This window comes from Shimia abyssi (assembly GCF_003014475.1).
Classification (GTDB): Bacteria; Pseudomonadota; Alphaproteobacteria; order Rhodobacterales; family Rhodobacteraceae; genus Shimia; species Shimia abyssi.
Genome location: NZ_PYGJ01000025.1, coordinates 1 through 14,209, shown reverse-complemented (window position 1 = coordinate 14,209; position 14,209 = coordinate 1). Strand labels below are relative to the sequence as shown.

The 14,209-nt window shown below is 54.5% G+C and carries 12 protein-coding genes; 10 read left to right on the top strand and 2 right to left on the bottom strand.

Annotated elements, in window-relative coordinates:
* Positions 1-22 precede the first annotated feature (22 nt).
* Positions 23-892 carry an SMP-30/gluconolactonase/LRE family protein gene (locus tag CLV88_RS21655; protein WP_106610498.1) on the bottom strand — a complete coding sequence of 290 codons (870 nt, stop codon included), beginning with the start codon at positions 890-892 and terminating at the stop codon, positions 23-25.
* A gap of 104 nt (positions 893-996) precedes the next feature.
* On the opposite strand from CLV88_RS21655, the gene CLV88_RS21650 reads away from it, so the two are divergent.
* The 9 genes from CLV88_RS21650 (at position 997) to CLV88_RS23505 (ending at position 12,239) form a co-directional block, all read left to right on the top strand.
* Complete coding sequence (locus CLV88_RS21650; RefSeq protein ID WP_106610497.1) at positions 997-1,665, top strand: GntR family transcriptional regulator; 669 nt, start codon at positions 997-999, stop codon at positions 1,663-1,665.
* 172 nt (positions 1,666-1,837) lie between these two features.
* Positions 1,838-3,412 (top strand): sugar ABC transporter ATP-binding protein, encoded by a 1,575-nt coding sequence (locus CLV88_RS21645; protein WP_106610496.1) that lies wholly within the window; start codon positions 1,838-1,840, stop codon positions 3,410-3,412.
* Positions 3,409-4,401, top strand: a complete 993-nt coding sequence (locus CLV88_RS21640; protein WP_207797124.1) for an ABC transporter permease — start codon at positions 3,409-3,411, stop codon at positions 4,399-4,401. Before CLV88_RS21645 ends, CLV88_RS21640 begins: the two co-directional genes overlap by 4 nt.
* A gap of 43 nt (positions 4,402-4,444) precedes the next feature.
* Complete coding sequence (locus CLV88_RS21635; RefSeq protein ID WP_106610495.1) at positions 4,445-5,440, top strand: substrate-binding domain-containing protein; 996 nt, start codon at positions 4,445-4,447, stop codon at positions 5,438-5,440.
* 51 nt (positions 5,441-5,491) lie between these two features.
* Positions 5,492-6,403 (top strand): hypothetical protein, encoded by a 912-nt coding sequence (locus CLV88_RS21630; RefSeq protein WP_106610494.1) that lies wholly within the window; start codon positions 5,492-5,494, stop codon positions 6,401-6,403.
* Entirely contained in the window at positions 6,391-7,200 is an 810-nt protein-coding gene (locus tag CLV88_RS21625; RefSeq protein WP_106610493.1) for an NAD-dependent epimerase/dehydratase family protein, read from the top strand. The genes CLV88_RS21630 and CLV88_RS21625 overlap by 13 nt, the downstream gene beginning before the upstream one ends.
* Before the next feature lie 246 nt (positions 7,201-7,446).
* Positions 7,447-8,571 carry a sugar ABC transporter substrate-binding protein gene (locus CLV88_RS21620; protein WP_106610492.1) on the top strand — a complete coding sequence of 375 codons (1,125 nt, stop codon included), beginning with the start codon at positions 7,447-7,449 and terminating at the stop codon, positions 8,569-8,571.
* A gap of 3 nt (positions 8,572-8,574) precedes the next feature.
* Positions 8,575-10,194 (top strand): sugar ABC transporter ATP-binding protein, encoded by a 1,620-nt coding sequence (locus CLV88_RS21615; protein ID WP_106610491.1) that lies wholly within the window; start codon positions 8,575-8,577, stop codon positions 10,192-10,194.
* Complete coding sequence (locus CLV88_RS23505; RefSeq protein ID WP_243403758.1) at positions 10,191-12,239, top strand: ABC transporter permease; 2,049 nt, start codon at positions 10,191-10,193, stop codon at positions 12,237-12,239. The genes CLV88_RS21615 and CLV88_RS23505 overlap by 4 nt, the downstream gene beginning before the upstream one ends.
* Positions 12,240-12,278: 39 nt before the next feature.
* Here the strand turns inward: CLV88_RS23505 and CLV88_RS21605 are convergent, their stop codons facing one another.
* Positions 12,279-13,466, bottom strand: a complete 1,188-nt coding sequence (locus tag CLV88_RS21605; RefSeq protein WP_165798977.1) for a lactonase family protein — start codon at positions 13,464-13,466, stop codon at positions 12,279-12,281.
* Positions 13,467-13,713: 247 nt separating this feature from the next.
* Here CLV88_RS21605 and CLV88_RS23110 point away from each other — a divergent pair, with 247 nt between their 5' ends.
* On the top strand, positions 13,714-14,061 hold the full coding sequence (locus CLV88_RS23110) for a hypothetical protein (protein ID WP_165798976.1): 348 nt from the start codon (positions 13,714-13,716) through the stop codon (positions 14,059-14,061).
* Positions 14,062-14,209: the final 148 nt, after the last annotated feature.

Genomic DNA, 14,209 nt, shown 5'->3' with positions numbered 1-14,209 from the left:
TTTTCCTCCCAGATCAGAATTATCAGTGTCGAAACGGAGCGTCCTCCACGCCCCTAAAACCGGGCTTGATCGCAAACAGGCCACCTGAAAGCGGCTCTTTTGCCAGAACGTTTTCGTCGCTCATCAAACGCGATGTGGTTATAAAAAGAGTGTCGAGGTTTTCGCCGCCAAAGGCGCAGCACGTGGGCTTCCAAACGGGCACATCCACGACGATATCGATCGCGCCGTCGGGGGCCATACGCACCACGCGTCGCCCCTCCCATTCTGCGTTCCAGACGCCCCCCTCGGAATCCACACAAGACCCATCCGGCAAACCGGGTTCGTCCCGAAACGACATAAACTGCCGACGGCCGGATACGTGCCCTTCGGCAGTGTCATAGTCGAATGCCAGAATTTCGTTATCTGGAGTGTCGGCAAAGAACATCGTTTTTCCGTCTTGCGAAAAACAGATCGAATTAGCACAGGACACGCCCTCGATAAGCGTCGAAACACTGAGATCTGTATCGATGCAAATGACCGAGGAATCCGCTGCTCCGGTCACTTCGTTCATTCCGCCGACGATAAGTCGGCCCTGACGATCCGTGCACCCATCATTGGCGCGCGTCTCGGGTGTCCCAGGCTCAAAGTCGCAAATTTTGTCTTCTCTTCCGGTGTTCAAATCGATGAACGACACCCGGTTTGGAAAGGCCACGACCACACCACCGCTTGCGCAATGCGCAAAACAACAAACGCGATCCGGCATATCGAACGAGCGGTGATTGCCGGTGCAAGTGTTGTATTGGAAGAGCTGTTTGCCTTCGATGTCAGTCCACCAAACACACCCATCTTCCGGGTTCCAGAGGATGCCCTCGCCATGCTGATTTTTACAATCAAAAACGAGTTCTGCGTGCATCCTGCGGTCCTCCTCAAAAGAATCAACTGGTGTCTGATATACCAGCTTGCGATAACTGGTGTATCAGATAATCTACCCCTTGCAACATATTTTTAGGTGACACGATGACTCTGACTCGCCCCAAATCTCTCAAGGAACTCGCGCTTGAGCATCTGCGCGAAAGCATTATTGATGGCACGCTTTCAATGGGGCAGGCCTTATCTGAAAGAGGGATTTCCGATGATCTCGGTGTCTCGAAGTCCCCTGTACGAGAGGCATTGGCACAACTCAGAGATGAGGGCCTCGTAAACATCGAGCCTCAAAAAGGTGTGCGCGTCTTTACCTTAAGTGAAGAAGAAGTCGCCCAGATTTGCGATTTCCGCCAGGCCATTGAAACAGCCGCTTTTGAACTCGCACTGGACAGAAACCCTGAAGGTCTCGCCAGTGACATGAATGACAATGTCGCGCAGATGACCAGAGCGCGAGAAAATGGCGACACTAAGCAATACCTTGCGCTGGACACAGCCTTTCATCAGCTCATCTTCAAGCATGCGGGCAATCTGTACCTCGCTGCGAGTTATGAACGCTATCTAGGCAAGATTGCAGCTCTGCGTACCCATCTCTCTGGCTTACCGAAACATACGGACCTGTCCTATTTGGAACATGGCAAACTCTCGGAAGCGGTTCGAACAAGGGATATGCCGGAAATTCGCAGGCTGCTCATCGAACACATTGACAGAACCCGCGAAGCATACTCGATCGCAATAGACAAAGGCAGCGAATCCGCCGCCTAACAATTTAAAGACTCGGTCACAGCCCCTTCGGCTTCAAAGGCGATCCTCCGTGCATCGGAAGGTCGCCTTTTTTCCTTGCTATCACTCGCAGTTAAGCTCTCCCGGTACTCTCCCAAAAGTTTCAATTGACATCTGATATACCAGACACCAGTATCAATTTGGGAGGAAATTCATGAAACACGAATCAATCGGTGAAGCCGGTGTCGAGCGTGGGCAACGCCCGCTTTTTACCCTGTCTGGCGTCAAAAAAACTTTCGACTCAAATCTGGTCCTGGACGGCATTGATTTCGAACTCCAACCCGGAGAAATCCACGCATTAGTTGGTGAAAACGGGGCGGGCAAATCAACGTGCCTAGGCCTGTTATATGGATTGCATCAACCCACAGACGGAACGTTGCAGCGAAACGGCCATACTGTACGGATAGAAAGCCCGTCTCACGCTCAGGAACTGGGTATCGGATGTGTCTTTCAGGAACTGAGCCTCGCCGGCGGTTTGTCAGTCGCCGAGAATATTTTTGCAGGTCGCGCGCCGTCACGTTTCGGCGTTGTCGATTGGCCCGAACTGCGCCGCCGCGCCGAAGATCTGCTGGCGGAATTCGATCTCTCGATAAATGTATCGCAACCGGTCGACAGTCTTCCCATCAGCACACGCCAAATCGTCGAAATCGCCAAGGCGATCTCCATGGATTCCCAAGTTCTATTGCTGGACGAACCGACGTCGGCCCTCACCCCCGATGAAGTAGATGCCCTATTTAAGGTTTTGCGCAAGCTAACCGCCAAGGGTATCGGTATTGTCTATGTCAGCCACCATATGACCGAGATTTTCACAATTGCAGATCGCATATCGGTGCTGCGCGATGGCAAGAAAATCAGCACGACCCAAACCTCTCATACGTCCCAAGCACAAGTTGTGAGCGAGATGATCGGGGGCGCACATCCCGGTGATGTCGAGCGCAGCGACGATCAACTGGGCGATGTCGTCCTGAAAGTCGAACATCTTTCAAACGAAGTGCACTTTGCCGATGTATCCTTTGAGGTTCGCTCTGGCGAAATCCTCGGGATCGCAGGTCTTCTTGGTTCAAAGCGCAGCGAGATCATGCGGTCCTTGGTTGGCTTGATGCATGGCTATTCGGGCGCCATCATTATGCATGGTCAAAGCACTTCGTTTCGCTCGTTGCGGGATGCGATGCGTGCAAACATCGGATATGTCCCTGAAGAGCGTAAAACGGAAGGCTTGTTCCTAGAGGACACGCTCTACAATAACCTAGCGGCAGCTAGTCTCGACAACCACACACGTTTGGGACTGGTACAGAAAAGTTCTGTCATCGCGGCCTGCGAAAACGCGATCAAAGCCTTCAGTGTGAAAACCCGCGGTCCGGAGGAAATCATTGGATCCTTGTCCGGAGGCAATCAGCAAAAAATCATGCTGGCCAAATGGCTCGAACGCGCCCCTGACCTTCTGATCATTGAAGAACCCACCAAAGGCGTCGATGTGGGCGCCAAGTTCCAAATTCACACCGAGCTTCAACGACGTGCAGCTGATGGCATGGCGATAATCGTGGTGTCTTCCGATTTTCCAGAACTGGTTTCGTTGTCGACCCGAATTCTAGTTGTGCACGAAGGCCGGGTAATGGGGGACATCGCCGCGCATGACGCAACCGAAGACAGTCTTTTGCAAATGGCGGCGGGGATCTCGAATACCTCACGCCAGACGACAGAAATCCCTCGAGAAGGAAAAGCCCAATGAGTATGGCGATCAATGGCGACCAGGTAGTCAAAAAAAAACCCATGCAGCGTTTTCTCAGGGCGTTCATTGATATTCGTGAACTGACCCTCTTGTTCATGATCGCGATAATTATCATCGTGATGGCGAACCTGAATCCCTATTTTCTGTCATTTTCCAATTTCCGTGCCTTGTCAGTAGGAATGGCCCCCACAGCCATAATCGTGATTGGCATGGCCATTCTTCTGGCGTCTGGTGGGTTTGATCTTTCCGTCGGATCGGTCATGGCACTATCATCCACAGTTGTGGCTATGATGATGCTGGCCGGGTTCAGCATCCCCGTCTCTGTCGCCTGCAGCCTTGTTTTGGGCGCGGCAGTCGGATTTTCGAATGGGATGCTTATCACTGGGCTTGGCATCAACCCACTGATCGCGACGCTTGGAACCATGTCGATTGCACGCGGCATCGCGCTCGTACTTACCGAAGGGTTTTCCCTCTCCAGCCTGCCAAAAGAGTTTGGCTGGATTGGCAAAGCTTCAATCGGTGGTTTTCCGGTTCTGGTCCTGCTGACGCTTTTCCTGATCTTGATCTTCGATCTGGCCGTGCGTCACACACGCTTTTTCCGTCAGGTCTATTTCATCGGGGCAAATGAAAAAGCCGCGATGCTTTCGGGCATCCATGTCGGGCGCGTGCGCATTATTGCTTATGCCATCACAGGTGTTCTGGCAGCACTGGCCGGCGTTCTTCTTGCATCGCGCCTGATGAGCGGCACGCCGACGGCTGGGAACGGAATTGAATTGCAGGTTCTTGCAGCAGCCGTCATCGGCGGAGCCTCCCTTCGTGGCGGCGAGGGGACGATCCTCGGCGCCTTCCTTGGCGTGGTCTTTGTAGCCCTGATCAACAACTCGATGACCATGCTGGCTGTCTCGATCTATTGGCAAATGATCGTCATCGGTGCGGTGCTCGTCTGTGCCGTGGCCCTCGACATGCTGATCCGTGGACGCCGCGGATAGGTATCAAAAACCACCAACAATCAAACTAACCAGGGAGGTCAAAATGACCAAATCAAACATCAATCGCCGGAGCTTGTTGCAGGCAGGCACAGTGGCCGGGTTGGCCGGAGCTTTCGGTCTGCCGACACTGTCAAGCGAGGCGCGCGCTGCAGCCTCGGGCAAGGAATACGTGTTCCTGTCGATCGTGACACAGGTGCCATTCTGGGTCGATTACCGCAACGCGATGAAAGATCTCGAAGAGCTGATGGGCATCAAAGCGACATTTACCGGTCCCTTGGATTTCGACACCGCCGCACAAGCGCGCCAACTTGATGAGCTGATTGCCCGTCGCCCTGCAGGTATTCTAATCTTCCCCGGTGACCCTGCAACCCTGGCACCCGGCATTGAACGCGCTGTGGAAGCCGGTATTCCGATTACCTGCTGCATTGGGGACGTTCCTGAAAGCCCGCGTTCGACCTTCCTTGGCATCAATGGTGTCCAAGCGGGCCGCGTTGGCGGTGAAATGCTCGCTCAAGCGATTGGCGGCAAAGGCAAGGTCATTCTTGGCACCTTCCCTGCCCCGTCGACCCTTGAGCGTGTTGAAGGCTATAAACAGGTCTTTGCCGAAAAATACCCCGAGATTGAAGTCGTCGATGTCGTGAACGACAAGGCAGATCCGTCCTATGCGCCAACAGCCTATCTTCAAGCCATTCGGGCACACCCCGATATCGTGGGGATCGGCGGAACCGACGGCGACAGCGGCAAAGGTGCTGCAATTGCAGTCACCGAAGCCGGGCGTGTCGGAGACATCAAGATTGTCGCGATGGACCGCAACGACGACATGCTGCCCTACATCGAGGACGGAACGATCTCCGGCGCCGTCGCGCAGAAATCCTATCTGGAAATCTTCCTCGCCTTCCACATGATGCATTGGCAGAACACCGATGCTTTGAAGGTTCTTCCGGATTGGAAAGCCGCCGGCATCAACCCTCTGCCTGAACGTATTGAAACCGGTGTGATGGCGATCACGCAGGACAACGTCTCGCAGTTCAAACACTGATTTCTGGCGGTCCGGCGTGGCCTGTTCACACCGGACCGTTTCGCCTGATCCATGACAGATATTTGGAACATACATTCGCTGTCCTCAGAGACGCTCGAGCTGCAATGCCTTCCCGGCATCGGCGGTCGCCTTTGGGACGTGAAATTCGAGGGGCAGTCTCTGCTGTTTCAAAATGCAGACCTGATCGGCACCGCTGTTGACCTTGACGCGCTTGCCGACCTCCCGACACGTTCACCCCAGTTCGGATTTCCCCTATGGGGAGGAGAGAAGACCTGGATATCGCCAGATAGCGACTGGCCGAACGGGGCTCCTTATCCGATGCTGGATAGCGGTCCTTACAGCGCCAATCTCATCGGCGCGACCCGGATCAGGATGCAAAGCTTGGTCTGTCCCCTGAGCCACCTGCAAATCGAGCGGGAAATCTTTCTGACGGCTGCAAACGGGTTTGCCCTGCGTCACAAGGTGACGAACCTTGGCCCCGAAGATCGTTTCACGGGCAACTGGTCCGTGCTGATGCTGGATCGTCCCTGTAAAATCGCACTTGAGACAGGAACCGAGAATACCATCACGCCGGTCTTTGGCGATGTGACGGATATGGTGCATCATTCCGGCCGATACAGCGTGTTTGAGTGTGGAAAACCGCAAGAGTTCAAATCCGGAACCCGCAATATGGCTGGCCGCGTAGTAATGCGCGTCGCTACGCCCGCTGGTCCCGTCATTCTGAGCGCGGCAACCCCGCGACCAACCCAGAACGATTCTTATGCGCATGGCCATGACTTCGAAGTCTTCAACTCTAAGGACTACGCCTATTGCGAAGCAGAGTGGCATTCGCCTGCCCGGGTTTTGAAGCCAAATGAAAGCCTGCTGTATCACCAAGATTTCACGGTCAGGCGCGAAGCCGACATTCTGTCTGACCCAAACACGACCCTGAGAGACCTGGAGCTTTTGTCATGCATGTCCTGATCACCGGAGCGGGCGGCCATTTGGGCCGGAAACTGTTTGATTTCCTGTCAGACCAAGAGGAGTTCTCTGTGACCGGCCTCGATCTGCGGACGGTCGATCATCCTGACATTCATCAGGCCGACTTTGGTTCGGCCCCCGATTGGGCACGTCATTTTAAAGGGGTGGATGTCATTGTACACCTCGCAGGAGACCGTGAACCCACAGCGTCCTGGGCCTCCAGTGTTCGCAACAACATGGATGCGACGCTGACCCTCTATCATCATGCCGCGCAACATGGCGTGTCCCGCGTTGTTCTCGCCAGTTCGAACTGGCTGCATGGCGACAAGCGGTTCACGACAGATCGCCTGAACAGTGAAACCTCCCCCGGCCCTGTGAACGCCTATGGCATGTCAAAGCTGTTCTGCGAGCGGACGGGGAAGTACTTTGCCGAGACACAGGGCCTCTCGGTCATTTGCATGCGCATTGGATGGACCCAATGGACCCATGACAATCAGCCGGGTTCACACATGGCCATGGGGCGCTGGGGGCAGGAAATGTGGCTGAGCGATCAGGATTTCCTGTCTGGGATGCAAGCCGCCGTAACCGCCGCGAACGTGCAGTTTGCCACCTTGAACCTCATGTCCGACAACCCCGGAATGCGTTGGGACATCGAGGAAACGAAACGGATCATCGGTTATTCCCCCAAAGATGGAGCGCCCGCCAAATTATCGGCAATCATATCGATGAAAAGCTCGGCAAAACGTTTGCTGACAACGGTGGTTCCATCCACATTCGAGAAGCTATTTCCCGACTGGTAACCTCAAGGCTAGGGCTGGAATTCGCTGCCCTGCTCACCTCACCAAACCGTTCCCCTCAACGCTCACAAACAGTATTCCTCCTGCAAAGTTCTGCAGCCTTCGGACGTGAAAGTTTGAAAGAGACATGGAGCTCGTATCGTACCAAAGGCTGCTGTCTTTTAACACACGATGCCACAGGGGTAATACAACTCTGTTGACTGGTATATCAGATATGCTACATTCTATCGCGTCAATAGGGAGGATCCAATGACAAAATTCACGTCAATGGCGCAGACAACAGCGCTTTCCGTTTTGCTGAGCGCAGCGGCCGGAACGGCCTTTGCAGACTGGCGTCAAGAAACCGACGCCGCAGCTTATCAAGCAGAGTGTTTTCGCCCATGGACTGCGGACACCGCGACTTGGGTGCACGAAGCCAGCGAAGGCCCCTACCGCATCGCAGTCGTCAACAGTTTCACTGGCAACACCTGGCGCATCCAGATGCTCAAGACCTTGCTCGCTTTCGCGGAAACCCCCGAAATGAAGGGCAAGATCGAAGAGCTCAAGGTGATTTCCACCGGTACGGACGTATCGGCCCAGATTGCCGCAATGGAAGACTTTATCAATCAGGGCTACGACGCTGTGATTGCAAATGCGATGAGCACTGATGGTTTCAACCGTGTCATTCGCGCCGGTGATCGGTCAGAAACTCTGGTGATGACCTTCGATAACATCCTCGACACAGACAAGGTGATGCAGCTGAGTTCGGACAACCATGAATTTGGGCGGCTGCAAGGCGAGTTTCTTGTCGAAAAGGTCGGAACCGAAGGCAAGGTTCTTGAGGTTCGTGGCCTGCCGGGCATTTCCGTAGATCTAGATCGCCATCAGGGTCTGCGCGACGTCCTAGACCAACATGACGGCATTGAGATTATCGAAGTCGTGGGCAACTGGGACGACGGAACGGCACAAAAGGTCGTTGCTGACGCAATCGCCACCCACGGCGAGTTTGCGGGCTTCGCGGTACAGGCAGGCTCAACCGGGGCGCTGCGTGCCATTCTGGACGCAGGTCACCCACTGGTGCCCATTGCAGCCGAGGCCGAGAACGGCTTCCGCAAGATGGCAGCTGATCTTGAAGATGACGGCCTCGAAGTGATCTCTGTCGGTTACTCGCCAGCTCTCGGGGCGATTGCAGTCAAAGCCGCTGTTTCCGCTTTGGAAGGCAACCCGCTTCCTCAATTGATGTCTGTTCCACTTCCCGTGGCGACGACGTCTACTCTGGAAGACGGTCAAAATTACTGGTCCAATCTGGATGACAACTTTTTCACTCCAAATGAATTTCCTCCGTGCAATGTCAACTTCACGGCAGAAGAGATCATGGCACAGGACGCCGAGTGAATTATGGTTCTGAACCCAGAGAATACAGCCGGGCGCGACGTCGCGCCCGGCCTTTCTAAAGCAAGTGAGCGAGCAGCGCAAAGCGCTCCCCTTTTGCGAATGGTCGATGTTTCGGTCAATTATGGGCCGGTCCGAGCGATGTCCGACGTGTCCCTCGACATTCTTCCCGGGCGTATTCATGCGATAATCGGTGAAAACGGCGCCGGCAAATCAACTCTTCTAAAGACAATTGCAGGCACAAAGTCCCCCTCTGAAGGGCACTTTGAAATCAACGGGCGTCGGGTAGAACTGACAAATGCACATCAGGCACAGTCCGAGGGCATTTCCTGCGTTTTTCAGGAAATGTCATTGATCCCCGATCTGAGCGTGGCGGAAAATATCCAATTGCTCAATCCTCCGCGTCGCTTCGGGTTGATCGACCGCCGCCAACAGCGTCGAAGTGTAAGGTCTCTTCTGGACTTGGTTGGTGCAGGAGATCTTGACCCTGACACCCTGATCAAGGATCTGCCCCTGTCACGGCAACAATTGGTCGAGATTGCAAAAGGTCTGGCAGGCGACCCGAAACTCCTCATCCTGGATGAGAGCACATCCGCGCTTACAAACAGCGATACGCAGCACATTCTCGGGCTTGTCAGGAAACTGCGCGATCAAGGCATGGCGATCCTGTACGTGTCCCATCGCTTGGGCGAAATTCGCGAATTGGCGGATGATTGCACCGTGTTTCGCGGAGGAAGAAAAATCGAAACCTTTCCAATGGACAGCCGGAGCGACAATGAAATCGTCGAACTGATGCTTGGGCGCAGTATCGAAGCGGCCTTTCCACCACTTATTCCTTTGCCGGAAAACGCCCCCACCCTGATAGACATCGAAAATCTGGCTTGGGATGGGGTGCTTAAAAACCTTTCCGCAGATGTTCACCGAGGCGAAATTGTCGGCATCGGTGGTCTGGATGGCCACGGTCAGCACGACTTCCTGTTGGCGCTGTTTGGCGCCCTGAAAGGAGTGGATGGAAGTGTCAGCGTAGAAGGATCAGTCCTCGGGGTCACACCGCCTTCCGTGCGCATCAGACAAAAGACCAGCATGGCCTTTGTGCCGGAAGATCGTGGCACCTTTGGATTGGCGCAACAGATGTCCGTTGGTGACAATATTATGCTGGCTGACCGAAACAGCTATCTCAGCAACTTGTTTCGCCCACGCGGCAGTGCGGCATCAAAGATGCAGGCTGCGATCGAAAAGCTAAGAATTAAAGTATCCTCGCCCAACCAGCCAGCATTCGAATTGTCCGGCGGTAACCAGCAAAAGATTGTTCTGGCAAAATGGCTGGTCGATACGCCTGACATCCTGCTTCTGGATGATCCGACACGTGGGATTGATGTGGGAACGAAACTGGAAATCTTCGACCTGCTTCAGGAACTGGCCGCAAAGGGCTGCGCAATTCTTCTCTATAGCTCGGACTATCAAGAGCTATGCCATTGCTGCCATCGTGTTTTGGTCTTCTACGAAGGATCCATCAGCCATGAAATCCAAGGCGACCTGCTGACCGAAACCAACTTGGTCAATGCGGCTTTCAACCTGCCTCTGGTGCCGTCAGATGCCACCTCCCTTGCGAGCGAACCACAATGAAACACATTCTTGGTCTTCCTCATCGGTGGCTGGGCACAGCATTTACAGCCTTCATTCTGCTGATCGTCGCCTATGGCATCTATGCGATGCAACACCCCAGCGGTTTCTCGGTCAACACGATCACCACAAACGTAAATCAGGGCGGTGCATTGGCCTTTGCCGCAATGGGGCAATCAATTGTCTTGTTGTCGGGCGGCATTGATCTGTCGATCGGATCCATTCTCGTGCTGGTGCGATCCGTTGCATCCCATGTGTTGCACGGCTCGCCCCTTGAGGTTGCCGTCGGCCTTGTGGCCTGTCTGGGCGTCGGGTTTGGCGCAGGGATCATCAACGGGGCCATTGTCGTTTACGGGCGGATTCAGCCTGTCATTGCCACTTTGGCAACCGGTGCCATTTATGCCGGAGTTGCCTTGGCCATTCGCCCCCGACCGGGCGGCGACGTGTCAGAATGGCTGGGCGATGCCCTCACCTACGAAGCCGACCTTTGGCTGCCAGAGTTTCTGGGGGACACGTTCTTGGGCAACCTGCCCAGTGCGGCGATTGCCATTGGTCTGACAGTCCTGTTGGTCTGGATGCCCATTCGCCACGCCATGCTGGGCCGCAAAATCATTGCGGTCGGTTCCAGCAGCAACTCAGCCCGCATTTCAGGCATCGCGGTCGATCGTGTCTCAATCATGGCCTACGGTCTGGGTGGTCTGTTCGCCGCCTTTGGCGGGATTTTTCTGGCCGCGCTGACTCTGACCGGAGACGCAAATGCCGTCCAGTCGGGTTATTATACGCTGAACTCACTCGCCGCATCCGTCATTGGCGGCACGTCACTCTTGGGCGGCGTCGGTGGCGTGTTGGGCGCGGTCTTCGGGGCCTATCTACTGAGTATGATGGCGAGCATCATGCGCGTCACTGACAAGATTTTGGGTCTGATCGAAGCAAGCCCGCTGGTGCAACCCCTGATCGAGGGGCTTGTTCTGCTGATCGCAATCTCGGTGGGCGCCGCAGGGGCCTTGAAGACAAAAAACCGCCTGTTCATTCTTGGGCAAGCGGATCGGTCTCGCGAGAGCCATGACATCTGGGCAGCCGTTCGGCTGAGCTGTGGTCTGGTGGCCGTTCTGCTCGTGATTGCCAGTGCCGTTTTGATAAGCCGAGGAGAAACGCCCCCCTTCTTCTCGCCGGACTTTTTGCTTTTGCAGCTTCAGTCGGCCTCGTTTCTTGCCATGTTTGCGGTGGGCGCTTTTCTCGTCATCAAGATTGGTCAGATTGATCTGTCCCTTCCATGGGCCATCACAGCCTGTGCGATGATCGCGACCAGCGTGGGCGGCACCTGGGCGATCCCGATCGCAGTTGGCGTGGGCGCGATGATCGGATTGCTCAACGGTTTGGGCGTGGCGGTTCTGCGTATCCCTTCGATCATCTTTACCCTTGGCGTTAACTCTATCCTCTTGGGTCTGATGGTGTTGTTGACCGGCGGTTTCGCACCGCGTTCCGAAGCAACGGATGCGATGGTGTTCCTTGGTGCGGATCGTTCAGTTTTGTTCCTACCGAACTCTGTCTTCGCCGCCTTGGCCGTCATTCTGGCAATGGCGTGGTTCTTGCGCCGGTCCCGGATTGGTCGCGAGATCGAAGCGATCGGGTTTTCCGAAGGGGCGGCCTACCTATCCGGTGTGCGCACGCCACTGGTCATCATCGGTGTCTTCATGGTGGCCGGTATGTGCACCGGATTTGGCGCGTCGCTTTTGACGGGCTTTTCAGGCAAAGCCTTTCAGGACATGGGAAGCCCCTACCTGATGCCAGCAATCGCGGCGGTAGTTTTGGGCGGCACTCGCATCACCGGAGGCAGCGGTCATCTAATCGCTGTCATTATGGGCGTTCTAGTTGTGACCCTGTTGCAGAGCACTTTGGCGGTGGTGCAAATCCCCTCGGCTTGGCGCCAGATTCTGTATGGAGCGATCCTAATCGCCATTCTGATCGCGCAGAACTCGGCGACTTTGAAACTGTTGATGTATCGACGTAAGATGCGAAGGTCGCTGCAAGCTGACACAGTGAAATAGTTGAAAGGGCGGAGATATGTAGTCTCCGCCCTTCTTTGATTAACGGGCGGGTTCCACCTTTGCCCCAAATACAAAATCCACAGGCGTAGGGGCATCCAAAACCTGAATGGGGTCTCCCAAACGCCCGGTCTGGAGATCAATTGCGAATACCGCTATCGTGTTGGTGTTCTGATTTCCAACAATTAAAACAATCCCTTCAGGGTCGATGATCATACCCCGCGGGCAATCGCCCTTGCTATCGGTAACATCTACCAGCGTCAGTTCGCGACTGTCCACATCGACCTCGAACTGCACCACAGTATTCATGCCCCGGTTTGTGGTATAGAGCCATTTACCACTCGGATGCAGTCGAATTTCTGCCCCTGTATTGGTTCCTTCGGGGATGAACCCAGGGTTCGACGGATCAAACAGCGGGCGTTTCAGCCTGCAGTCCGTTGGTAACGTGGACACCGTTTGACGCCAAATAAAAAAACCTGTTTCTGGGGCGACGTCGAAAAGATCAACGGTCGAAGAAAGCTCATTCAAAACGAACGCATTAAGCCCATCTTCGCTAAACACCATATGACGCGGCCCACAGCCGCTGGCCGTTTGAACGAATGGCAGTTTTGACGCCGCCAAGCGGCCAGTGTCCTCGTCAAAGTTCCAAGACAAAATACGATCCGCCCCCAAATCAACACCGTAAACACGGTTTGCCTGAGGGTCGGACAAAACCATATGCGCGTGCGGGCCGCTTTGCCGCGCAGTATCCGGGCCGACCCCCTCGCCTTTTGCCAAGAATGTGGCTGCACCAAGCCGCCCATCCGACGCGATTGGAAAGACAGGATAGTCTCCAGTTCCATAGTTCGCGGCAATCAAATACTGACCAGAAGGATGCACCCAACAATGGCATGGCCAACCGCCTTGCGTGCGGCGCTGATTCAGAACTGCCAATCCCCCAGTTTTGGCATCCACAGCAAACGCCGTCACGGATCCAAGAGGGCTTGAATCCTCACTCAACCCGAGCTCATTGACAGCGTACAGAAACGACTTGTCAGAATTAATAGCCAGACTCGACGGATTCTCGGTCGCAACCCCTGCCACCAACTCCAATTCACCGGTGTCCAACATTTCGTAAACCGAAATTCCAGTGCCTGGAGAGGGATTGTGAGCGCCCGGTGCAAAATGAGGAGACGTGTATGACCCTGCATAGATATAGCGGGGCACTAGCCCACTTATTTTCTTGTTCATCGTCCATTTCCTCCTGCCAATCTGGGCCATTAAGTCATAGCAGACGGGGCAACTATTGTCTTTACTTTCAATAAGAAGAGCCAAAGCAGAGACACTTTTTGAAAACGAAGGGAAGCATTTCAATTTCATGAGAGTTTGAAAATGAGCGTAGGCTCTCCAATACAATGAGAGCGCTTAGATTCAGCAGCACCGGCAGATCATACTGGCGCGTCGGGACTTTTTCACTGTTGAGCTCGACACCAAGTAGGTGACGAGCCAGAAACTGGGCAAGCTCCGCACGACTTTCGCGATCATTAGCCACCACCTCAATGGCACCCGTCGATGGCTCATAAGTCATCGCTGCCTCGAAAACTGGCCGATAAGCACTGCGGACTGGCTCGCCACCATCATCAAACGCAAAGTGATCATTAGGCAGGCCTTCTCGGTAAACCGCGATCTGAACCAGCTCACAATTCTGACCATCGAAGGTCGGCCAAACACGCTCGAAAATATCAACATGAATGCTGTTGGAGGCAACGCCAGAACTGCTCGTGCTGTCAACGGCGGATTAAAAACCTGCCAGTGTGGCGGAGTAAAAGCCGGCCATTTGGCGTGACGATGGCTTAGGCGTTTTTCTGATGGATTGAGGGTTTTGTTTGGGAGCGCGCCTTTCATCCGTAGGACATCTTAGCTATTCGCGATGTTACAAAAAGGAGCAACTGAATGACCAGCCTCAATACCCGCGTGGCACTCTATGCCCGGTA

Bases quoted from the DNA above. Each gene is read 5' to 3' on its own strand.
- CLV88_RS21655 (WP_106610498.1), bottom strand. From the start codon at position 892: ATGCACGCAGAACTCGTTTTTGATTGTAAAAATCAGCATGGCGAGGGC.
- CLV88_RS21650 (WP_106610497.1), top strand. From the start codon at position 997: ATGACTCTGACTCGCCCCAAATCTCTCAAGGAACTCGCGCTTGAGCAT.
- CLV88_RS21645 (WP_106610496.1), top strand. From the start codon at position 1,838: ATGAAACACGAATCAATCGGTGAAGCCGGTGTCGAGCGTGGGCAACGC.
- CLV88_RS21640 (WP_207797124.1), top strand. From the start codon at position 3,409: ATGAGTATGGCGATCAATGGCGACCAGGTAGTCAAAAAAAAACCCATG.
- CLV88_RS21635 (WP_106610495.1), top strand. From the start codon at position 4,445: ATGACCAAATCAAACATCAATCGCCGGAGCTTGTTGCAGGCAGGCACA.
- CLV88_RS21630 (WP_106610494.1), top strand. From the start codon at position 5,492: ATGACAGATATTTGGAACATACATTCGCTGTCCTCAGAGACGCTCGAG.
- CLV88_RS21625 (WP_106610493.1), top strand. From the start codon at position 6,391: ATGCATGTCCTGATCACCGGAGCGGGCGGCCATTTGGGCCGGAAACTG.
- CLV88_RS21620 (WP_106610492.1), top strand. From the start codon at position 7,447: ATGACAAAATTCACGTCAATGGCGCAGACAACAGCGCTTTCCGTTTTG.
- CLV88_RS21615 (WP_106610491.1), top strand. From the start codon at position 8,575: ATGGTTCTGAACCCAGAGAATACAGCCGGGCGCGACGTCGCGCCCGGC.
- CLV88_RS23505 (WP_243403758.1), top strand. From the start codon at position 10,191: ATGAAACACATTCTTGGTCTTCCTCATCGGTGGCTGGGCACAGCATTT.
- CLV88_RS21605 (WP_165798977.1), bottom strand. From the start codon at position 13,466: ATGAACAAGAAAATAAGTGGGCTAGTGCCCCGCTATATCTATGCAGGG.